General features: G+C 71.5%; 15 protein-coding genes and 2 pseudogenes. 5 read left to right on the top strand and 12 right to left on the bottom strand.

Features of this window, described 5'->3' with window-relative positions; genetic code table 11:
• Positions 1-57: 57 nt before the first annotated feature.
• Positions 58-177: pseudogene (locus ACH4UM_RS02260) on the top strand (integrase core domain-containing protein); the annotation flags it as partial.
• Positions 178-423: 246 nt separating this feature from the next.
• On the opposite strand, the gene ACH4UM_RS02255 reads toward ACH4UM_RS02260, so the two are convergent.
• From ACH4UM_RS02255 to ACH4UM_RS02245, 3 genes are all read right to left on the bottom strand, one after another.
• Positions 424-1,416: an MvdC/MvdD family ATP grasp protein gene (locus ACH4UM_RS02255; protein WP_398172597.1), complete on the bottom strand. Its 993-nt coding sequence runs from the start codon at positions 1,414-1,416 to the stop codon at positions 424-426.
• A gap of 14 nt (positions 1,417-1,430) precedes the next feature.
• On the bottom strand, positions 1,431-1,622 hold the full coding sequence (gene tgmA / locus ACH4UM_RS02250) for a putative ATP-grasp-modified RiPP (protein WP_398172595.1): 192 nt from the start codon (positions 1,620-1,622) through the stop codon (positions 1,431-1,433).
• 390 nt (positions 1,623-2,012) lie between these two features.
• A complete protein-coding gene (locus ACH4UM_RS02245) occupies positions 2,013-3,053 on the bottom strand; it encodes an NAD(P)-dependent alcohol dehydrogenase (RefSeq protein WP_398172593.1) in 1,041 nt (346 codons plus the stop codon).
• Positions 3,054-3,229: 176 nt separating this feature from the next.
• Here ACH4UM_RS02245 and ACH4UM_RS02240 point away from each other — a divergent pair, with 176 nt between their 5' ends.
• On the top strand, positions 3,230-4,141 hold the full coding sequence (locus ACH4UM_RS02240; protein WP_398172591.1) for a helix-turn-helix domain-containing protein: 912 nt from the start codon (positions 3,230-3,232) through the stop codon (positions 4,139-4,141).
• 99 nt (positions 4,142-4,240) lie between these two features.
• Here the strand turns inward: ACH4UM_RS02240 and ACH4UM_RS02235 are convergent, their stop codons facing one another.
• The 4 genes and pseudogenes from ACH4UM_RS02235 to ACH4UM_RS02220 form a co-directional block, all read right to left on the bottom strand.
• Positions 4,241-7,549 carry a S8 family peptidase gene (locus ACH4UM_RS02235; RefSeq protein WP_398172589.1) on the bottom strand — a complete coding sequence of 1,103 codons (3,309 nt, stop codon included), beginning with the start codon at positions 7,547-7,549 and terminating at the stop codon, positions 4,241-4,243.
• A 267-nt stretch (positions 7,550-7,816) separates the two neighbouring features.
• Positions 7,817-8,002: pseudogene (locus ACH4UM_RS02230) on the bottom strand (ABC transporter ATP-binding protein); the annotation flags it as partial.
• A 276-nt stretch (positions 8,003-8,278) separates the two neighbouring features.
• A complete protein-coding gene (locus ACH4UM_RS02225; protein ID WP_398172587.1) occupies positions 8,279-9,520 on the bottom strand; it encodes an Ig-like domain-containing protein in 1,242 nt (413 codons plus the stop codon).
• A gap of 228 nt (positions 9,521-9,748) precedes the next feature.
• Positions 9,749-10,090 (bottom strand): hypothetical protein, encoded by a 342-nt coding sequence (locus ACH4UM_RS02220; RefSeq protein WP_398172585.1) that lies wholly within the window; start codon positions 10,088-10,090, stop codon positions 9,749-9,751.
• A gap of 130 nt (positions 10,091-10,220) precedes the next feature.
• On the opposite strand from ACH4UM_RS02220, the gene ACH4UM_RS02215 reads away from it, so the two are divergent.
• Positions 10,221-10,562, top strand: a complete 342-nt coding sequence (locus ACH4UM_RS02215; protein WP_398173576.1) for a hypothetical protein — start codon at positions 10,221-10,223, stop codon at positions 10,560-10,562.
• Positions 10,563-10,699: 137 nt separating this feature from the next.
• Here ACH4UM_RS02215 and hutH read toward each other — a convergent pair whose 3' ends face one another.
• The 3 genes from hutH to ACH4UM_RS02200 form a co-directional block, all read right to left on the bottom strand.
• Positions 10,700-12,238, bottom strand: coding sequence for a histidine ammonia-lyase (gene hutH, locus ACH4UM_RS02210; RefSeq protein WP_398173574.1), 1,539 nt, complete (start codon positions 12,236-12,238; stop codon positions 10,700-10,702).
• A 79-nt stretch (positions 12,239-12,317) separates the two neighbouring features.
• Positions 12,318-13,469, bottom strand: coding sequence for a diguanylate cyclase domain-containing protein (locus tag ACH4UM_RS02205; RefSeq protein ID WP_398172583.1), 1,152 nt, complete (start codon positions 13,467-13,469; stop codon positions 12,318-12,320).
• Positions 13,470-13,685: 216 nt separating this feature from the next.
• Positions 13,686-14,480, bottom strand: coding sequence for an enoyl-CoA hydratase/isomerase family protein (locus ACH4UM_RS02200; protein WP_398172581.1), 795 nt, complete (start codon positions 14,478-14,480; stop codon positions 13,686-13,688).
• 231 nt (positions 14,481-14,711) lie between these two features.
• Between ACH4UM_RS02200 and ACH4UM_RS02195 the strand changes: the two genes are divergently transcribed.
• Positions 14,712-15,494, top strand: a complete 783-nt coding sequence (locus tag ACH4UM_RS02195) for a hypothetical protein (RefSeq protein WP_398172579.1) — start codon at positions 14,712-14,714, stop codon at positions 15,492-15,494.
• A 229-nt stretch (positions 15,495-15,723) separates the two neighbouring features.
• On the opposite strand, the gene ACH4UM_RS02190 is transcribed toward ACH4UM_RS02195, so the two are convergent.
• The gene (locus ACH4UM_RS02190) at positions 15,724-16,887 is read right to left on the bottom strand and encodes an adenylate/guanylate cyclase domain-containing protein (protein ID WP_398172577.1); all 1,164 of its coding nucleotides are present in this window, start codon (positions 16,885-16,887) and stop codon (positions 15,724-15,726) included.
• Positions 16,888-17,034: 147 nt separating this feature from the next.
• Positions 17,035-17,973: a biotin--[acetyl-CoA-carboxylase] ligase gene (locus tag ACH4UM_RS02185; protein ID WP_398172575.1), complete on the bottom strand. Its 939-nt coding sequence runs from the start codon at positions 17,971-17,973 to the stop codon at positions 17,035-17,037.
• A 111-nt stretch (positions 17,974-18,084) separates the two neighbouring features.
• Here ACH4UM_RS02185 and ACH4UM_RS02180 point away from each other — a divergent pair, with 111 nt between their 5' ends.
• On the top strand, positions 18,085-19,686 hold the full coding sequence (locus tag ACH4UM_RS02180; RefSeq protein WP_398172573.1) for an acyl-CoA carboxylase subunit beta: 1,602 nt from the start codon (positions 18,085-18,087) through the stop codon (positions 19,684-19,686).
• Positions 19,687-19,696 lie beyond the last annotated feature (10 nt).

Here is a 19,696-nt window from a genome sequence, read left to right as displayed (position 1 = left end):
CGGCAGGCGACGCGTCACCGGTCCGGCCCGGAAGGCGGGCCGGTCATGTGCCCGGCCACCAGCAATGCCCAACGCGCGCGAGCACTCGCGCCCTGGCTCCACTTCTACAACACTGGCCGCCGACACACCGCGCTCGGCGGCCAGCCACCGATCAGCCGACTGTCACCAACCCCATGACCGAGTACACCTAGTGCCGTGGCCGGAGAGGTTTGCCGGAAAGCCCGCGGCGTCCGGTGCGGTGCATCGCAGGGCGGAGCATCGCCCGCGTACCGGACGTACCCGGGTGATGCGACAACGCGGCGAGGTACCGGACGCCGCGAGCCGGTGAACCCTTCCGGTCGCAGCACCAGCCTCGCACCGGGCCGGAGCAGACGGGCCGGAAAGGTCCATGAGCGCGGCTTGACATGGGTCGTCAAGCCGCGGTCATGCCTGCTCTGCGGCAGGGCCCGCACCACGGGCAGCACCGCGGGTCTCGGGTGCACGGCGCGCCGCCCCGCGATGTGACAGCCACAGCGCGACCGTCTCCGAGACCGGCTGTCCGGTCTCCAGTTCGACGAAGCCGAACTGGCCGCCCTGATTGCACTCCAGGAACCACCAGATGCCCTCCTCGTCCTCGGCGAAGTCGAAGGCGGCGTACGCCAGCCCGGCGAGGGTGACGTACTCATGCACCGACCTGCCGACGCGTTCGGGCACGGGGACCGCCTCCCAGGTGTGCCCGGTGTCGCCGTAGCGCCCGTCGATCTGGCCGGGCTCGGCCGTCTTCCGCGCGGCGAACAGCCGGGTGCCGACGCAGGTCAGACGGATGTCGGCGCGCTTGGGTATGCAGCGCTGCAGCAGCGCCGGGCCGGCCGCGACGGCGGAGAAGTCCGTGCCGGGCCCGATCAGGGTGGTGGGCAGGGTCAGCGCGGGGTCACCGGGCGGCGGTCCCGAAGCGGACTTCACCACCACGGCCCGGTGCTCCTCGGCGAACTGCCGTGCCAGGCGTGGGGCCGTGGTGAAGACGGTCGGCGGTACGGCGAAGCCGCTGAGGTGAGCGATCTTCAACTGCCATGGTTTCAGGCGGGCCCGGTCGGCGTTGCGTGGGTGGTTCATCCATCGTGTGGAGGCGGAGAACAGCATTCCGAACAGCGCCTGACGGGTCTCGGCGGTCAGCCACGGCGAGGGGTGTGCCGCATGCGCCGCAGGTTCGCCGGGCCTGCGCACCCAGACGGAGCGCAGACCTCCCATGCCGAGCACATGGCCGTTCAGGCAGAGGTGTCCGTCGAAGTCGCCGTGGGCGTAGTGGGCGGACAACACGACCTTGTCCGGCACGTCGGCGGGGTCCAGCCGCATGACGGGTGTCCCCATCTCGTGCAACTTGGCCACCACCAGGTCGGCGGTCACGTCCTCCTCGGACGTGAGGATCAGCACGGTCATTCGGTTACGGGGCGTCAGTCGTCGAAGTGCGTCTGGGAACCGGCGGTGGAGGTGGTGGTGCCGACCGCCAGCAGCAGGTCGGGGTCGCTGACGGCCGGGCGGCCGTCGTCAAGCACGTTCAGCTGACGCGACTCGTCGAAGTGGTACGGCGTCACCGCGGCCGGAAACGCTTTGGGGAGGGCGTAGTTGAGGGTGAACGGTCGCACTCGAAACCTCCAAGGGCACATGGCCTGCCTGCGGTCCTCACGCGCCCTTGCGCAAGGAACTCCCGCTTTCTGACACATCGTGGTGAAGGTCGTCACAGGCCCGCACGGATGCTTCGCATCACGTGCAACAGCAGCCTCACTGTTCTCACCTTCCCCACAAGTCACACATCGGATGGAGCGTCAGAACTGTCACAGGAGTGCGAACGGTGATTGCCTGCTCACTCCCACAGGGACTTCACGGTCCCTTTCCGTGCGCAGAACGGTGGCCATCCAGCGGTGAAGTGGGCCAGGGGCGAAGAGTCCCTGAAAACAGTGCGGAGGGTGGGCGCCCCGCGACGGGCCACCGGACACGGAACGGTCCGGTGGCCCGTCGCGGGGCGCTGGCGTGGTTCAGATCGTCGCCGCGTCGATCACGAAGCGGTAGCGGACGTCGCTCGCCACCACCCTCTCGTACGCGTCGTTGATCTCGGCGGCGCCGATCAGTTCGATCTCGGCGCCGAGGCCGTGCTCGGCGCAGAAGTCGAGCATCTCCTGGGTCTCGGGGATGCCGCCGATGTTGGAGGTGGTCAGGTTGCGGAGGTTGCCGAACAGCGAGGTGAGGGCGACGTGGACCGGTTCCTCGGGCAGGCCGACGTTGACCATCGCGCCGCCGGTGCGCAGCAGGGAGAGGTAGGCGCCGAAGTCGAGCGGGGCCGAGACGGTGTTGAGGATGACGTCGAAGGTGCCCTTGAGGTTCTCGAAGGTCGCCGGGTCGCTGGTGGCGTGGTAGTGGTCTGCGCCCAGCTTCAGGCCGTCGTCCTTCTTGCGCAGGGACTGCGACAGGACGGTGACCTCCGCGCCCAGGGCGTGCGCGATCTTGACGCCCATGTGGCCGAGGCCACCGAGGCCCACGACGGCGACCTTCTTGCCGGGGCCGGCGTTCCAGTGCTTGAGCGGCGAGTACGTGGTGATACCGGCGCACAGCAGCGGGGCCGCCACGTCCAGGGAGAGGCCGTCGGGGATGCGGACGACGAAGTTCTCGTCGACCACGATCTTCTGGGAGTAGCCGCCGTAGGTCGGCTCGCCGTCCCTGCCGACGGCGTTGTACGTCCAGGTCGGGCCGCGGTCGCAGTACTGCTCCAGGCCCGCCTTGCAGTTGTCGCACTCGCGGCAGGAGTCGACCATGCAGCCGACGCCCACGCGGTCGCCCACGGCGTACCTGGTGACGCCGGGGCCGACCTCGGAGACGACGCCGGCGATCTCGTGGCCGGGGACCATCGGGAAGATCGCCTCGCCCCAGCCCTCCCGGGCCTGGTGGATGTCGGAGTGGCAGATACCGGCGAACTTGATGTCGATCAGCACATCGAACTCGCCGACCTGACGACGCTCGATGGTGGTCCGCTCCAGCGGAGCCTTGGCGGCGGGTGCGGCGTATGCAGCAACAGTGGTCATGCCGGGTTCTCCGGGTTTCTTCAGCGGTTGTCCGCGCCCGGCTGCCTTGTGTCCGGGCACCCTTCCAGCGTGCCCCACCGCCTGGCATTCACCCAGGTCACGCCCCTGCCTACGTTCGCGGTTCCTACCACTGACGCGGTCAGGCTGCTGTGCGTAGGACCGGGGATACTGGACATATGGACGAACAGCCCGGTCTTCCCCAGGGCGCCGGTACGGACGCCGGCGCTGGGCTGGACCGCCGTGCCGAGCTCAGCGAGTTCCTGCGCACCCGTCGCGCCCGGCTGCGGCCGGAGGACGTCGGGCTGCCGCACTACGGACACCGGCGCAGGGTCCCCGGGCTGCGCCGCGAGGAGCTGGCGCAGCTGGCCGGGGTGTCGGTGGCGTACTACACCCGCCTGGAACAGGGCAACGGGCGCAATGTCTCGGCGGAGGTCCTGGACTCCATCGCCCGGGCGCTCCGGCTGACCGACGCCGAGCACGCGCATCTGACGCATCTGGCGAAGCCCAAGCACAAGAAGAAGCAGACGGCGCGGACCCAACAGGTGCGTGCCGGGCTGCGGCAGCTGCTGGACGCGATGGACGGGGTGCCGGCCTACGTGGTGGGGCGGCGCGCGGAGCTGCTGGCGTGGAACCGGATGGCGGCCGCGGTCTTCGGCGACTGGTCCGCGCTGCCGGCACCGGAGCGGAACTGGGCGCGCATGGTCTTCCTCGAGCCGGACTACCGCGACCTCTACATCGACTGGGAGCAGAAGGCGATCGACGTGGTCTGCGCCCTGCGCATGGAGGCCGGCTGCTACCCGGACGATCCGAGGCTGTCGGCGCTGGTCGGGGAGCTGTCGGTGAAGAGCGAGGACTTCCGCCGCCTGTGGGCCACGCACGACGTCAAGGAGAAGAGCCACGGCGTCAAGCACCTGCGCCATCCACTGGTCGGCGAACTGGCCCTGCAGTACCAGTCCTTCAAGCTCGCCGACGACGCCGAGCAGTCCATGGTCGTCTACCACGCCGAGCCCGGCTCCCCCTCGGCGGAGGCGCTGCGCCTGCTGGCGAGCTGGGGCGCGGACGCCACCTGGGCGGGGACGGCCGGCTGAGGGACTGCTGGGGGACTGCTGGGGGACGGCTGAGGGACGCGCCGACGAACGGGACGGCCGTCCGGGAGCGGTGCTCCCGAACGGCCGTCCGTCAGTGGCTCACTTGCCGTAGTACGCGTTGTAGATCGAGATCGTCGACTTGTTGCCCTTCTTGTCGGCGATCTTGGCGTGGAAGGAGATGGCCTGCCCCTTCGCCGGGTTCTTCACCGTGATCCGGCCGTTCCTGACCTCGGCCTTCTGCCAGGTCCGGCCGTAGTCGTAGGACACCCAGACGGCGAGCGAACCGAGGTTGCCGCCCCTGGCGGCGCCCTCGACGGTGACCGGGATGCTGACCTGCCTGCCCTCGGGGACCCGGCTGTCCAGACCGGTGGCCGCCTGGAAGCGGACCGTGGAGGCCGGCAACCGAACCACGTCCGAGCCGGACGGCTTCTTGGAGCGGAAGGTCCAGCTCGCGTCGATCCGGGTGGAGGCCGCGGCGACCCTGACGCTGCGGACGACCGAGGTGGTCAGCCTGTACTCGGCGTCGCCGGAGGGGACCTTGAACACCTTGTCGCCGAAGAGCGGGTCGCCGTTCGAGCCGAGCTTGACGCCGTTGCGGTAGAGCGTCGTGGTGACCTTGGTGAACGTCGAGGACCCGGCGTGCTGGTTGGCGTCGGCGAACAGCGGCAGGAGGCCGTAGAGGTCGTTGCCGTCGCGGAACAGGCCGTAGTCGGCGTTCAGGTGGGGGCCGAACACGGCCGTGTTGAAGGTCTTCTCGTAGCTGCGGCCGGCCGCGAAGGTCTGCGGCGTGCCGAGCGAGTAGTAGGCCTCGGCGATCGGGAAGCCGTCCTGGTCGACCCCTCCGTCCTGCTCGAAGTCGAGCCCCCACTTCACGCCGCCCTGCGCCGACAGGTGCAGTGTGCGGGTGCCGGGCAGGGACTGCGAGATGCCGATGGAGGAGGCGCCCAGGCTGTCGGGCAGCCAGCCGACCGCGTTGACCGAGCCCTTCTTGCCGCTCGCGGCGGCGCCCATGCCGACCTTCACCGTGGCCAGGTCGCCGCTTGCGTAGTGCCTGGTGTAGCCGGTGGCGAGTTGCTTGACGCGGGCCACCAGGGTCGTGTCGTACTGCTCGTCGGTGCCCTTGGACCAGTGCCCGTCCCACTGCTGGGACAGCGAGCCGTCGGTGACCCGGGGGCCGATGTGGGCGGTGTGGAAGTTGGTGTAGCCGTCCAGCCACCAGCCGAAGGACGCCCCGTAGTCACCGCTCTCGACGGAGTAGGAGGCCGCGGCGAACTCGGACTTGGCGGCCTTGTCCGGGACGGTGATGTCCACCGGCCTGGCCCTGCGCGCGTCCAGGGTGATCGTGGTGTTCCCGGTGACGTCCAGCTTCGGCTGGGCGAGCCAGTCGGCGCCCTTGGTGAAGTCGTCCGGATCGACGACGAGCGTGGTGTCCAGGACGTAGGTGCCCTTGGGGACCCGTGTCCTGACGGTCCCGGAGGCGTCGTAGGGCGAGAAATACTTGCCCCTGCCGAGCCCGGCGATGCCCGCCAGGTTGGCGTTGTAGTTCTTCGCCGGCTTGCCGTCGCGGCCGATGACCTTCAGCGTGACGTCGTAGGACTCCACCTCGCGCACCACCGCGGCCGCCGTACGGACGCTCTGCCCGCCGCCGGTCGCCGTCACGTACGCCGAGTAGGCGCCGTCCAGTGTGCCGCCCAGCCTGGTGTTGACGGTGAGGTTCACGGAGGCTCTGCCGCCGGCCGGGACCGTCACCTTCGGCGCGTCCAGCTTGAAGAAGCCGGCCGGGGCGGCCTTGCCCTTGGGGTCGGTGGCCGTGGCGGTCAGGGCGAGGGTGACGGCCTTGGTGCCGAGGTTGCGGTAGGTCAGCCGCTTGGTGACCGGTTTGTCGTCGGTGTGCGGCCAGGCCTGGATGCCGAAGCTCACCGACACCGGATCGGCGATCACGGACTGCTTGATGGCCCTGTCGACGGCGATACGGCCCGCGCCCTGCTGGAAGGCGGTGTACTTGCCGCCCTTGGCCGAGCCGGTGAGGGCGCCCTTCAGTTCCGCGTAGCCCCACTTGGGGTGCTCCTGCTTGAGGAGGGCCGCGGCACCGGCGACGTGCGGGGTCGCCATCGACGTACCGGAGATGGTCAGGTAGCCGGGCGGCTTCTCGCCGACCTCCTGGTCGATGACGCTGCCCTTGGCCGCGGCGGCGGTGATGTCCACGCCGGGCGCGGTGACGTCGGGCTTGATGGCACCGTCGCCGACGCGCGGGCCGGTGGAGGAGAAGTCGGCCAGCCCGTCCTTCTTGTCGACGGCGCCGACGGTGATGGCGGCGTCCGCGCTGCCGGGCGAACCGATCGACTCGGGGCCGTCGTTGCCCGCGGCGATCGCGAAGAGGATGCCCTTCTGGGCGGAGAGCTTGTTCACCTCCGCCTCGAGCGGGTCGGTGCCCGGTGCGTCCGGGCCGCCCAGGCTGAGGTTGACCACGTCGGCGCCCTGCTGGGCCGCCCACTCCATGCCGGCCAGGATGCCGGAGTCGTCGCCGAAGCCGGTGTCGTCCAAAACCTTGCCGTTGAGGATCCTGGCGCCGGGCGCCACACCCTTGTACTTGCCGCCCGACTTGGCGCCGGTGCCGGCCGCGATGGAGGCGACGTGGGTGCCGTGGCCGAAGTGATCGGTCGCGTCGGCGGCGGTGGAGAAGTTCCTGGCCGCGACGACCTGGGTCTTGAGGTCCGGGTGGGTGGCGTCGACACCGGTGTCCAGGACGGCGATCTTCACGCCCTTGCCGGTGTAGCCGGCCTTCCACGCGGCCGGGGCGCCGATCTGCGGCACGGACTTGTCGAGACTGGCCTTGCGGACGCCGTCGAGCCAGACGTGCGCGATGCCCGCGGCGGCCTTGTCGCCATTGGTGAGGGCGCTCCACAGCCCGGAGGTGCCCTTGACCGGGGTCTGCACCGCGTCCGCGTTCAGGGTCTTCAGGGTCCGGTGCAGTGTGCCCGCGTCGCGGACGCCGGCCTTGGCGGCGGTGGCGGCTCCCTGGTAGCCGACGATGACCTTCAGGCCGTTCTCGAGGAACTTGCGGGTGGCGGGTTCGTTCAGTTCCGTGATGTCGAACAGCCGCTGGTCCAGCTTGCCGGAGGCGACCAGGCGGGCCGCGTCGGCCGGGACGACGAGTGTGTGCCCGTCCACCCTGCGGACCTGGACGGGTATGTGCCGGCGTCCCTCGGCCCGCTCCAGGCCGGTCACTCGTCCCTTGGCGTCCACGGTGACCCGGTCACCGGTGATGAGGGCGATGCTGTGGTGGGACGCGAGCCGGGCAGCGCCGGTCGAGCGCTGCCCGGGCCGCGCGGACGCCGGGCTGGTCATGCCCGCGGCGAGGGCGACGGCCGCGGCTGTGGCGACCGTGGCCGCGCACGCTCTTTTCACTTGTCTGCGCAAAACTCCCCCTGGAGTTCGAGTACCGGGCGAATTCCCCGTTCACCCGGCCGGGGGCAGTCTCGTACAGATGCGCGTACGCCCCCCGGGAACACGCAGTATGCCGGGGGGTGATCAGCCGCTCAATAGATGAGAGAACGGTAAGAGGGGCGCCGGAGAACTGTTACCTGACCGCCCGAAGTCCGTTACGCCCAAGCGTACTTGACGGCCCGTCCACTACGCTCCGGCGTTCTCCCTGGCACTGATGCGGCCCTTGCGGCCGTCCAGGACGACCTCGCCGGCAGTGGGCCGGTCCAGCCCGCCGAGCATCTGCATCAGCGTCGACTTGCCGCCGGTGGGCCCCTGGACGACCAGCCGGTCGCCGTCGCCGATCGCCGGGTCGACGGCGTCGACGACCTCCTTGCCCCGGGTGCAGCGCTTGGTGACGGCTCTGAGTTCGTACATGGTGGGTGCAACTCCTGGATGGGGTGACGGGGGCCGGGGCTCCTGGACGGCCGGACGGGCCGGTCGCGACGCGGGTGCTACTCGACGCGCCGCAGCGCGTCCGCCGGCCGCAGCCGCGACGCCCGCCGGCCGCCGAACCCGCCGGCGATCAGCTGGCCGGCCACGGCGAGACCCACCGCGCGAGAAGGCTCCGCCGGTCACCGAATGCCTTGGGCACCGGGAAAAACACTGATGCCGCCCCGAAGGGCGGCATCGAGCGTGGTGGTTGAGGTGGGGTCAGACGGCCGAGCCGGCCTTCCACTGCGCCCAGCTCATGTTCCAGCCGTTGAGTCCGTTGTCCGGGGACACGGTCTTGTCCCCGGTGTTGGAGACGACCACGACGTCACCGACGATCGAGTGGCTGAAGAACCACGCGGCCGGGGTGCTCGGGTCGCCCGCGCCCTTCTTGTCCTGCAGGCCCACACAGCCGTGGCTGGTGTTGACGTTGCCGAAGACGGACGGCGCGCCCCAGTAGTTGCCGTGGATGAAGGTGCCGGACGTGGTCAGGCGCATGGCGTGCGGCACGTCCTTGATGTCGTACTCGCCCTTGCCGTCGGAGTCCTTGAAGCCGACCGTCGCGCCGTTCATCCGGGTCTGGGTGAACTTCTCGGCGATCACCATCTGGCCCTGGTACGTGGTGTGGTCGGGCGCGCCGGCGGAGATCGGGATGGTCTTGACGGTCTTGCCGTCCTGCGTGACCTTCATCTGCTTGGTCTTCGCGTCGACGTAGGAGACCTGGTTGCGGCCGATGTGGAAGGTGACCGTCTTCTGCTGCACGCCGTACACGCCGTTGGTGCCCTCGACACCGTCGAGGTTGAGCTTCAGCGTGACGGTGGAGCCCGCCTTCCAGTACTGCTCGGGCCGGAAGTCGAGGCGGCTGTTGCCGAACCAGTGGCCGACGATCTCCTGGCCGCTGGAGGAGTTGACGGTGATGCCCTTCTGGACGGCCGCCTTGTTGGTGATGCCCTTGTCGAAGTTGATCGAGACGGGCATGCCCACGCCGACCGTGGTGCCGTTGTCCGGCGTGAAGGAGCCGATGAAGCTGTTCGCCGGGGCGACCGTGGTGAAGGAGGCGTTCTCGTGGGCTGCGCGGCCCTTGGCGTCCACGGCGCTCGCGGCGACCTTGTAGGTGGTGGCGCGCTCGAGGCGGGCGCTGGGCCTCCAGCTGGTCTTGTCGGCCGATATCTGGCCGCTGACGGGCTTGCCGTCCGACGTGGTCATGGTCACGCTCGTGAGCGTGCCCTTGGCCACCGTGACGCCGGAGTTGTTGATCGATGCCTTGTCGGAGCCGTCCCCGGGTGTGATCTTGATCTGGGCCTCCGACGACTCCTGGGCCGCGGCCTTGTCGGCCTTGGCCCGCGAGGTGTCGCCGTCGTTCCCGGCCGCGTTGCTGCTGCCGGAACAGGCCGAGAGCACCAGTACACCGCCGAGCAGTGTCGACGCGGCCGTCAGGCGCCTGCGTCGCTTACTGTTCGTCATCACACGCTTCTCCATCGTCGCCGAATCCCCAAAACCCCTCGAGTCCCCCGTGCGAATCATCAACGCTACGACCGTTTCGCCCCTTTTCCCGTGCCGTACGGGTGTGGGACTCACCACGTCAGCCGATGCGGCCGGTGCGGCTGCGGGCCCCTGCGCCGGGGGAGACGACGAAACCCCGGACAGCGGTTGCCGCCCGGGGGCGCCGGCGGCCTAGGCGGCCTAGGCGGCCTAGTCTTCGTCGTCCCCGTCGACATCATCCTCGTCGGGCTCCCAGTCCGGCGAGCCGGGGTCGTAGCCGATGTGCTCGCTGGACCAGGACGCCTGCTGCAGCTCCACTCCCGGCACTTCGCTGACCAGTACGAACGGATCCACCAGAAAAGCCAGGGCCTCCGCGGTGTCTTCCGTCACAGCCGTTTCGGCCTGTACCCGCTCCTCGGGGCCCATCTCCCCGTCCTCCTCGGACGCGGCGATCCGGCGGCGGGCCGCCCCGACGACGGCGTCCTCGTCCTGGATCTCGAGAATGAGGTCCACCCGAAGCCGTACATAACGTGATGTCTCTGCAGTGCTCATGGCCGGAGCGTACGTTTCAAACCTCCCGTGACTTTCCCGTGACCCGCGACTTTCACTAACATCGCCCCACACGGCCAATTCGCCAGCGTCACAAGGGGATCGATATTCCGTGTCATCCGCTCGCCGTACGTTGCTGACCGCCACCGCCGCGGGCACCCTGCTGGGCGCCCTGTGGTTCGTCCCCTCCGCGAACGCGACGGTGGAAGCACCGGTCAGAACGGCGGCCCAGGCGGCGCCGACGACGCAGGTCACGGAGCAGGGGCGGGCCGCGTCCACGGCCGGCGAAACGTCCGGCGCCCGGACGCAGTACGGCGCCCGGGCGCAGAGTGGGGCCCAGACGCAGGGCGGGAGCGAACTCGCCGACACCGGAAGCGTGGACACCACTCCCTACGTCGTCGGCGGCACGCTCTTCCTCGGGGTGGGCGCCGGCTTCGTGGTGTATTCGGTACGCCGCGAACGTCTCGGATTCTGAACCGCGTTGGCCGGGGCCCGTGGCTGCGGGTTCGCAGCCACGGGCCCCGGCCGTCTCAGCCGTCTCCGCCACCCGAGTGGCTCAGGGGGTGAGCGGGCCGACGGGTGAGCGGCTCGATGAGTCGACGGCTCAGCGGCTCACTGCAGCGGGCCGGTGACCGTCTCCGCGGCAGCGACGAGCCGTCTCTCGCGCACGAAGGTGTCCGCGGCGGCGAGGTCGGGCGCCAGGAACCGGTCCGGGCCCGGTCCCCGCACGCCCGCCTCCCGGGCGGCGTCGATGACCGCGCGGCTCGCCGGGGCCGGGGTCAGCCCCTCGCGCAGCTCGACCGCGCGGGTGGCGGCGTAGAGCTCGATGGCGATGATCCGGGTCAGGTTGTCGACGGCCGTACGCAGCTTGCGCGCCGCCGACCAGCCCATGGAGACGTGGTCCTCCTGCATCGCCGAGGACGGGATGGAGTCCGCGGAGGCCGGGACCGCGAGCCGCTTCATCTCGCTGACCAGCGCGGCCTGCGTGTACTGGGCGATCATCAGCCCCGAGTCGACGCCCGCGTCGTCGGCGAGGAACGGCGGCAGGCCGTGGCTGCGGTTCTTGTCCAGCAGCCGGTCGGTGCGGCGCTCGGCGATGGAGCCGAGGTCGGCGGCGGCGATGGCGAGGAAGTCCAGGACATAGGCGACCGGGGCGCCGTGGAAGTTGCCGTTGGACTCCACGCGGCCGTCGGGCAGGACGACGGGGTTGTCGACGGCGGAGGCCAGTTCCCGCTCCGCGACGAGCCGGGCGTGGGCCAGGGTGTCCCGGCCGGCGCCGGCGACCTGCGGGGCGCAGCGCACCGAGTAGGCGTCCTGGACACGGGGCGCGTCGTCCTGGTGGTGACCGGTGAGCCCGGAGCCCTTGAGCACGGCCAGCATGTTGGCGGCGGAGGCGCCCTGCCCCGGGTGCGGGCGGATGGCGTGCAGTTCGGGGGCGAGGACCTTGTCCGTGCCGAGCAGCCCCTCCATGCTGAGGGCGGCGGTGATGTCGGCGGACTTGTAGAGCGTGTCGAGGTCGGCGAGCGCCATGACCAGCATGCCGAGCATGCCGTCGGTGCCGTTCAGCAGGGCGAGGCCCTCCTTCTCGCGCAGCTCGACGGGCTGGATGCCGTGTTCGGCCAGCAGTTCGCCGGCCGGGCGTACGACCCCGTCCGGGCCCTCGGCGTCGCCCTCCCCCATGAGCGTGAGGGCGCAGTGGGACAGCGGGGCCAGGTCGCCGGAGCAGCCCAGCGAGCCGTACTCGTGCACGACCGGGGTGACACCGGCGTTGAGGACGTCGGCCATGGTCTGCGCGACCTCGGGGCGGACGCCGGTGTGCCCCGAGCACACGGTCTTCAGCCGCAGGAACATCAGCGCCCGTACGACCTCGCGCTCCACCCGGGGCCCCATGCCGGCGGCATGCGAGCGGACGATGTTGCGCTGCAGCTGGGTGCGCAGCTCCTGGCTGATGTGCCGGGTCGCCAGGGCACCGAAGCCGGTGCTGACGCCGTAGACGGGGTCGGGCTTGGCCGCCAGCGCGTCCACGATCTCCCGGGCCGCCGCGAGGGCCGCCACCGCCTCCCCGGAGAGTTCGACCCGTGCGCCGCCGCGCGCCACGGCAAGCACGTCGGACGCGGTGACACCCGACGTCCCCACCACCACAGTGTGCATATCCATATTCAGGAGCGTACGCAGTGAATGCGAAGATGTCACTAGTGGGGCGCCGGAGTGACCCTTACGTCCATACCGCTCAGGGCCTGCGGCCCCGGAAGCGGCGCCGCTCCGCCTGCGGCTCGGGCCCGGGCGAGGGCTCGTCGGCCAGGCGGACGACCGGGTCCTCGGGACCCTCGCGGCCCGCGACGACCGGCCTGACGGCGCGCAGCGCCTTCGCCCGGTACTGGGCGGCGTCGGCCAGCCGGAACAGCCGGCGGGCCGAGCGCACCGGCCCGATCGCGTCATCGGTCGACGCGACCCCGCAGGCGACCCCCTCCCCCAGTTCGAGTTCGGCGGCCCGCCGGCACAGCTCCTCGGCCGCCTTGACCACCTCGTCGGCGGTCGGCCCCACCGCGAGCAGACAGAACTCGTCCCCGCCGAGCCGCGCCGCGAGGGCCCCGGGCACCATCGCCCCGCACAGCGACAGCACGGAGCCGAACCGTTCGAGCAGGCGGTCGCCGACTGCGTGGCCGAGGGTGTCGTTGACCTGCTTGAGCCCGTTGAGGTCGCAGACGACGAGACTGACGGCGACCCCTTCCCGGCGGTGCCGCTCTATCGCCTCTTCCAGCCGTACGTCCACGGCACGGCGGTTGGCGAGCCCGGTGAGCGCGTCCGTGAACGCCAGCCTGCGGGCCTCCTCCAGCCGCTCGGTCTGCGCGAGCCCCGCGGCGACCACGGCGGCCAGCACGGTGGCGAAGTCGGCGTCGGCCCGGCCGAAGAGCGGGGCGCCGGCCGGGCGGGCGACATAGAGCTCGCCCCAGGCGCGTCCGTGCTGCACGATCGGCGCGACCGCACAGCAGCCGCGGCCGCGCCGGCGCAGGGCCGCGACGCGCTGATGGCAGTAGCCGGGCTCGCCGGCGGCCGGCCCCCCGGCGGTCTCCACCCAGGCGTCGGGCTCACCGCCCGAGGCCCACCGTTCGTGCAGGAACTCGGTGATCTCCGGGAACTGGTGCACCGGGTAGGTCTCGTCCTCGGGGAACTCCTCCTCCTCCGGGGCCCGGTCCCCCACGTTCACCAGGACCCGCAGCCGGCCGCGCTCGCGCTCCCACACCGACAGCGCGGCGAAGCTGCCCTCCAGCGCCCGGCACGCGCCGAGCGCCGCCGCCCGCCATGACTCACGCGGGGTGTGCGCCGCGGCCATACCCTGCGCCAACGCCACGACGGCCGCGAGCCGCCTGTTCTCGCCCATTACCCCAGGCTAGGGATTTTCCGGTCGAATCGGGATATTGGTGCGGCTGACAGTGGTCCGCCTCCGCCGCTGGCCCCGCTCCGAAGCCATTGGCCCTGCTTCCGCCGCGTCCGCCCATCGCTTCCGCCGCGTCCGTCCGCCGCCTCCGTCCATCGCTTCCGCCGCCTCCGTCCGCCGCCTCCGTCGGCGGCTTTCGCCGGCCGCGGGCCGTCGCGGCTACTCCCCCGGCCACCGCGGCGTGCGCTTCTCGTTGAACGCCGCCACGCCCTCCGCACGGTCCCCGGAGAACGCCACCGAACGCCACGCCGCGTCCTCGACCTCCAGGCCTGCCCGCAGATCCAGCCCGTGCCCGAGCCGCAGCGCCCGCTTGGCCGCACGCAGGCCGACCGGCGAGTTCGCGGCCATCCGCGCGGCCAGCTCCAGCGCCTCCGCCCGGTCCCGCCCCTCGTCCACCAGCCGGTCCACCAGCCCAAGCTCGTGCGCCTCCCCGGCCTCCAGCCGCCGGGCCGTGAAGATCAGCTCGGCCGCCCGCGCCGCCCCCACCCGCCGAGGCAGCAGCTGCGTGCCGCCGCCGCCGGGAATCACCCCCACGGACACCTCCGGCAGCCCCACCACGGCCGTACGGTCGGCCACGATCACATCGCAGGAAAGCGCCAGCTCGAAGCCCCCGCCGAGCGCGAACCCGTGCACCGCGGCGACCGTCGGCATCGGCAGCTCCAGTACGCCGGTGTACGCCCCGCGCGCGACCGGCCGCTGCCTGACCAGGTCGGCGTCGCTGAAGGAGTTGCGCTCCTTGAGGTCGGCGCCGACGCAGAAGGCCCGCTCGTGCGAGGAGGTGACGACCACCACCCGCGCGTCCCGGTCGGCGGCGAGCGCGGCGCACGCTCCGGCGATCGACCGGGCCATGCCGGTCGACACCGCGTTCATGGCCTTGGGCCGGTCGAGAACGAGCTCCGCGACGTACTCGTGCCGCCGTACCAGCACGAACTCCCCGAACCGTTCCTCGCTCATGACACCCTCCGGTTAACGCGGGTTAACAACACCTGCCCCGATCATCGCAGCCCCGCCCGCGCGGGAAAAGAGCGGCCGCCCGAGGTACGACCACGGCACGCCATCCCTGTCGAGACCCGGCACCCCGTTCGAGTGACATCCCGCCCAACTCCCGCCGTATCGCCACGCCAGCGCAATAGCGTGCTCCGCCATGGCGCATCGGGGGGCGCGAGCGCAGGGGGAGGAACTGCGATGACGACGACGGACACGACCACGGTGAAGGACGACACAGCCGACATAAGCGCCGCAGTCGGGGCGGAGAACCGCGAGGCGGAACACGGGGATCGCGGGGACACGACCGGTTCGCACACGACCGGTTCGGGGCCGGCCTGTTCGGATCCGGCTCGTTCGCACCCGACCGGTTCGTGGCGCCGGTCCTGGAGTCCCCGCGTTCGGGGACGGCACCGCCGGCCCCGGCCCCGCAGGGTACTGCTCGCCGCCGGAGGGCTCGCGCTGGCCACCGGTGTGCTCAGCCTCGTACGGCTGGCACCGGTGGCACCGGAGTCCGGGAACGGCGGCCCGGGCAGCGCCGAGGCCGAGCCCCACGCCGACGCCGGGAACGGACGGGCCCGCTCGGCCGGCGCGTCCGCCACGACCGGGGCCGGCCCGGCGGCCCTGCCCTCGGCGACCGTCCCCATGGGCGGCGCCGACGCCGCGCCGGCCTCGGGCACGAGCGCCTCGACGGGTTCGTCGCCCTCCGCGGCCGCCGCCCTGCCGCCCTCCGCGCTGCCGGACACCACGAGCGTGCCCACGTCCGTCCCGACGACCATCCCCGAGGCCCCGAACCCGCCGGAACACCGGGCACCCACCGGGGCGTCCCGGCCGCCCGCGACCCGCGACCCCGCCCCGCGGCCCACTCCTGCCCCGAGCCGCCGTACGCACAGCCCGGCCCCCTCGTCCGGCGGGGGCGGCGGCCTGTGCGTCCCGGTCATCGGGCTGTGCGTCGGCGTCCAGGGCGGGGCGGCGGCCCACTGAGCGCGAGCGGGGCGACCCCGGCCACGGGGCCGGGGGCCCACGGCCACGGCGTCGTGGTCACGGCGTCGTGGTCACGGCCTCGCGGTCACGGCCTCTGGGTGCCGGTGTCTGGATGCCCGTGTCTGGATGCCGGCCTCTGGACACCGGCCTCTGGACGCCGGTCTCCTCGACAGCGGTCTCTGGATTCCGAACTCTCGGTCCCGGCACCGGGGTCACGGCGCCGGCGCGGTCACGGCGTCGCGTCGTCGTCCCGGCGCCTGAGCAGCCACGGCTCGACCACGCCCAGTCCGCGCACCGGGCGCTGCCACATCGGCTGGAGCGCGAAGCGGTACGTCGGCGGTTCCTCGCCCTCCTTCTCCGCGGCGGCCGCGGCCTCGGCCGCCTCCGCCTCGGAGGCCGGGGCCTCACCGGTGCGGATCAGCTCCTCGGCGAAGGCGCTGTCGACGAGGACGGCGTCGCGCGGGGCTATGGAGGTCAGTCGCGAGGCGAGGTTGACGGTCGTACCGAAGACATCGCCCATCCGGGTGGTCACCGTGCCGAACGCCATGCCCACGCGCAGCTCGGGCATCGTCTCGTCGTTGCCGAGGGTCTCGACCAGACGCAGCGCGATGTCGGCCGCCGTACCGGCGTCGTCGGCGGCGTAGAGCACCTCGTCGCCGAGCGTCTTGATCAGCCGCCCGCCGCGCGCGGCCACCAGGTCGGCGGAGGTCGTCTCGAAGGCCTCGACCAGCTCGCCGAGCTCCTCCTCCTCCATCCGGCGGGTCAGCCGGGTGAAGCCGACCAGGTCGGCGAAGCCGACGGCCAGGCGCCGGTCGACCATCTCCTCGTCGTCGGCGGCCTGCACGACCCGGCCGGCCGAGGCGGCGAGCTGACGGCGCCAGACGTAGACGAGGAACTCCTCCAGTTCGGGCAGCAGCAGTTCGACGATCGGATACGTCACTTCGGTGCGGGTCATGCCCGGCTCGGGCGGCTCGGTCAGGCCCTCCAGGAAGGAGTCCATCTGCCATTCGGCCAGCCGGGCGGTGGTCTGGCCGGTGGACCGGGCCACCTGGACGGCCATGGCCTCGCTGAGCAGCCCGGCCTCGACGAGACCGGCGAGGCGCCGCAGGGCCAGCACATCGGCCTCGGTCAGGGCCCTGGCCTGGCCGATGTCGGCGAAACCCATGGCCCGCCAGAAGCGGGAGGCCAGTTCCATGGAGACACCGGCGCTACGGGCCGCCTGGAAGGGGGTGTAGCGCCGCTCCGCGCCCAGGATGAGCTGTTCGAGACGTAGCGCGAGCGGGTCCTCGGAGTCGGGGGCGTGGGGGTCCCCCCGCTCGAGCGGAGGCGAGGGTGGGGGAGGGTCCACCCGGCCGTCCGCGTCCGCGCCGGAGCCCGTGTCGTCGACGGTCACGCCTGCTGCCCTTCCGATCTGTCACGGTCAGGTATCGACCGGCCTCAACTCTACGGCAGGTGTGCGCCAGCTCACTTAGTCAGGTTGCGCCGTGGAGAAGCCGAACGCTCTTCGATCAGCGCAGGGCCCCGGACCGGCTGGACGCGCTCACGCAGGCCTCAAGTGCACGATGTCGCCGGCACCCACCGGTTCCTGCACCCCGTTCGCCGTCGCGAGCACCAGGCGGCCGTCGCCGTCCACCGCGACCGCCTCCCCGACCACCGACCGGTCGCCCGGCAGCTCGGCACGCACCATGCGCCCCAGCGTCGCGCAGCCCGCCGCGTAGGTCTCCTGCAGGCCGCTGGCGGCCGGATCGCCCCCGGCCCGCCGCCAGCGCCCGTACCACTCCTCCAGAGCACGGAGCACCGCCCTCAGCAGCGGATCGCGGTCCGTGCTCACGGCCCCGGCGAGGGCCAGGGAACCGGCCTGCGGGACCGGCAGCTCGTCGGCCCGCAGGCTGACGTTGATGCCGACGCCGACCACCACGGCGTCGTCACCGGCCCGTTCCGCGAGGATGCCGCCGGCCTTGCGTTCCTCGCCCCCGACGGTGACCAGGAGGTCGTTCGGCCACTTGAGCGCCGTGTCGACGCCGGCGGCCCGGGACAGGCCGGTCGCCACGGCGATCCCCGTGAGCAGCGGAAGCCAGCCCCAGCGGGCCACCGGGACCTCGCTGGGCCGCAGCAGCACCGAGAAGAAGAGGCCGGAGCGGGGCGGCGCCGTCCACTGGCGGTCCAGCCGGCCCCGGCCGGCGGTCTGCTCCTCGGCGACCAGGACGGCGCCCTCGGCCGCGCTGCCCGCGGCGGCCCGGGCGACCAGGTCCGAGTTGGTGGAGCCGGTGGACTGCACCACGTCCACCTCGGCGAACAGGCCGCCCTCCCGCACCAGACCGTGCCGCAGCGCCGTTGCGTTGAGGGGCGGGCGGTCGAGGTCGGACCAGCGGCTGCCCCGCGGAGCGTTGCCGGCGTTGCCGGCGTTGTCTGCGCTATCCGTGCTATCTGCGTTGTCTGCGCTATCTGCGTTGTCGTCTGCTGCATCTCGCGGCGTCATGCAAGCCACCCTAGGTGTGGCAAACGCCGCACTGCCGAACCGGAGGGCCGCCACTACGCTACGGATGAGTAACCGTCCCCCCTTTTGAGCAGGCAGGGAGCCGCGATCCCGATGTCGGAGCCGGAAGAGCGCCAAGAGATCGACATTCACACGACCGCAGGGAAACTCGCGGATCTGCAGCGCCGTATCCACGAGGCGACGCACGCCGGCTCGGAACGCGCCGTCGAGAAGCAGCACGCCAAGGGCAAGCTGACGGCCCGTGAGCGGATCGAACTCCTTCTCGACGAGGGCTCCTTCGTCGAGCTGGACGAGTTCGCCCGGCACCGCTCCACCAACTTCGGCCTGGAGAAGAACCGCCCCTACGGGGACGGCGTCGTCACCGGCTACGGCACCGTCGACGGCCGCCCGGTCGCGGTGTTCTCGCAGGACTTCACCGTCTTCGGCGGGGCGCTGGGCGAGGTCTACGGCCAGAAGATCGTCAAGGTGATGGACTTCGCCCTGAAGACCGGCTGCCCGGTCATCGGCATCAACGACTCCGGCGGCGCCCGCATCCAGGAGGGCGTCGCGTCGCTGGGCGCGTACGGCGAGATCTTCCGCCGCAACACCCACGCCTCCGGCGTGATCCCGCAGATCTCCCTGGTGGTGGGCCCGTGCGCGGGCGGTGCGGTCTACTCCCCCGCCATCACCGACTTCACGGTGATGGTCGACCAGACGTCGCACATGTTCATCACCGGACCGGACGTCATCAAGACGGTCACCGGCGAGGACGTCGGCTTCGAGGAGCTGGGCGGCGCGCGCACCCACAACTCCGCCTCGGGCGTGGCCCACCACATGGCCGGGGACGAGAAGGACGCCATCGAGTACGTCAAGCAGCTGCTGTCGTACCTGCCGTCCAACAACCTCTCCGAGGCGCCGGTCTTCCCGGAGGAGGCGGACCTGTCCGTCACCGACGAGGACCTGGAGCTGGACACCGTCGTCCCGGACTCGGCCAACCAGCCGTACGACATGCACACGGTGATCGAACACGTCCTGGACGACGCCGAGTTCTTCGAGACCCAGTCGCTGTTCGCGCCGAACATCCTCACCGGTTTCGGGCGGGTGGAGGGCCACCCGGTGGGCATCGTCGCCAACCAGCCGATGCAGTTCGCCGGCTGCCTCGACATCGACGCGTCCGAGAAGGCCGCGCGTTTCGTCCGCACCTGCGACGCCTTCAACATCCCGGTGCTGACCTTCGTCGACGTCCCCGGCTTCCTGCCGGGCGTGGACCAGGAACACGACGGCATCATCCGCCGCGGCGCCAAGCTGATCTTCGCCTACGCGGAGGCCACCGTCCCGCTGATCACGGTGATCACGCGGAAGGCCTTCGGCGGCGCCTACGACGTCATGGGCTCCAAGCACCTGGGCGCCGACCTCAACCTGGCCTGGCCGACCGCCCAGATCGCCGTCATGGGCGCCCAGGGCGCGGTCAACATCCTGCACCGCCGCACCATCGCGGAGGCGGAGTCCGCCGGGGACGTCGAGGCCACCCGGGCGCGGCTGATCCAGGAGTACGAGGACGCCCTGCTCAACCCCTACGTCGCGGCCGAGCGCGGCTATGTCGACGCGGTGATCATGCCGTCCGACACCCGCGCCCACATCGTGCGCGGCCTGCGTCAGCTGCGCTCCAAGCGGGAATCCCTGCCTCCGAAGAAGCACGGCAACATCCCCCTCTAGGCCGCTGGGA

Source organism: Streptomyces sp. NPDC020801 (assembly GCF_044334385.1).
Classification (GTDB): domain Bacteria; phylum Actinomycetota; class Actinomycetes; order Streptomycetales; family Streptomycetaceae; genus Streptomyces.
The sequence above is the reverse complement of the archived record's forward strand: the minus strand, read 5'-3'. Positions and strand labels throughout refer to the sequence as shown.

Coding starts and splice junctions, on each gene's coding strand:
- ACH4UM_RS02255 (WP_398172597.1), bottom strand. CDS start 1,416: ATGACCGTGCTGATCCTCACGTCCGAGGAGGACGTGACCGCCGACCTG.
- ACH4UM_RS02245 (WP_398172593.1), bottom strand. CDS start 3,053: ATGACCACTGTTGCTGCATACGCCGCACCCGCCGCCAAGGCTCCGCTG.
- ACH4UM_RS02240 (WP_398172591.1), top strand. CDS start 3,230: ATGGACGAACAGCCCGGTCTTCCCCAGGGCGCCGGTACGGACGCCGGC.
- ACH4UM_RS02225 (WP_398172587.1), bottom strand. CDS start 9,520: ATGACGAACAGTAAGCGACGCAGGCGCCTGACGGCCGCGTCGACACTG.
- ACH4UM_RS02220 (WP_398172585.1), bottom strand. CDS start 10,090: ATGAGCACTGCAGAGACATCACGTTATGTACGGCTTCGGGTGGACCTC.
- hutH (WP_398173574.1), bottom strand. CDS start 12,238: ATGCACACTGTGGTGGTGGGGACGTCGGGTGTCACCGCGTCCGACGTG.
- ACH4UM_RS02205 (WP_398172583.1), bottom strand. CDS start 13,469: ATGGGCGAGAACAGGCGGCTCGCGGCCGTCGTGGCGTTGGCGCAGGGT.
- ACH4UM_RS02200 (WP_398172581.1), bottom strand. CDS start 14,480: ATGAGCGAGGAACGGTTCGGGGAGTTCGTGCTGGTACGGCGGCACGAG.
- ACH4UM_RS02195 (WP_398172579.1), top strand. CDS start 14,712: ATGACGACGACGGACACGACCACGGTGAAGGACGACACAGCCGACATA.
- ACH4UM_RS02185 (WP_398172575.1), bottom strand. CDS start 17,973: ATGACGCCGCGAGATGCAGCAGACGACAACGCAGATAGCGCAGACAAC.
- ACH4UM_RS02180 (WP_398172573.1), top strand. CDS start 18,085: ATGTCGGAGCCGGAAGAGCGCCAAGAGATCGACATTCACACGACCGCA.